Origin of the sequence: Halomonas sp. ND22Bw (assembly GCF_003011945.1) — a bacterium.
GTDB lineage: Bacteria > Pseudomonadota > Gammaproteobacteria > Pseudomonadales > Halomonadaceae > Halomonas > Halomonas halophila.
Genome location: NZ_PXWD01000157.1, coordinates 1 through 459 on the forward strand (window position 1 = coordinate 1; position 459 = coordinate 459).

Here is a 459-nt window from a genome sequence, read left to right on the forward strand (position 1 = left end):
TCCACCCGTCACAACAGCGACAGGAACCGCACCCCGGCGTCGTAATCGCGGCGTTTCGCTGCGCGCGTCTGGGCCGCCAGCGTATCCTCACCCCAGCGTTCGGCCTGCCAATCCTCATCCACCATTGCGGCGGCCCACAGCGTGTCCGCGTCGGTCGCGCCCTCGGCCAGCGCCAGCGCGCCGATCAGCGTGCCGGTGATCGTCACCAGCGGCGACAGCGCGGCGAGGTGGAAGGCATCGCGCGCCGCCACCGCCTCTGCCAGTCGGGCCAGCGTGGCGGTCGGCTGCGCGCGGTGCATCACCCCGGCGGGGGTTTCGAGATGCACGTCGTAGCGGGTGCGCGCCCAGTCGAGCAGCGGGTCCCAGGCGGCCTCCTGCCGCTCGACCAGTTCGCGCGGGGCATCGGCGCGGTAATAGAACAGGTCGCTGTCGCCATAGCGGGCCAGCCCCTGGGCGAAG

Annotated in this window: 1 protein-coding gene; it reads right to left on the reverse strand. The window is 72.3% G+C overall.

Annotated features, from left to right (window positions below):
* Window positions 1–8: 8 nt before the first annotated feature.
* A partial coding sequence (locus CVH10_RS17455) for an ATP12 family protein (protein ID WP_106489349.1) occupies window positions 9–459 on the reverse strand: 451 nt, incomplete at its 5' end.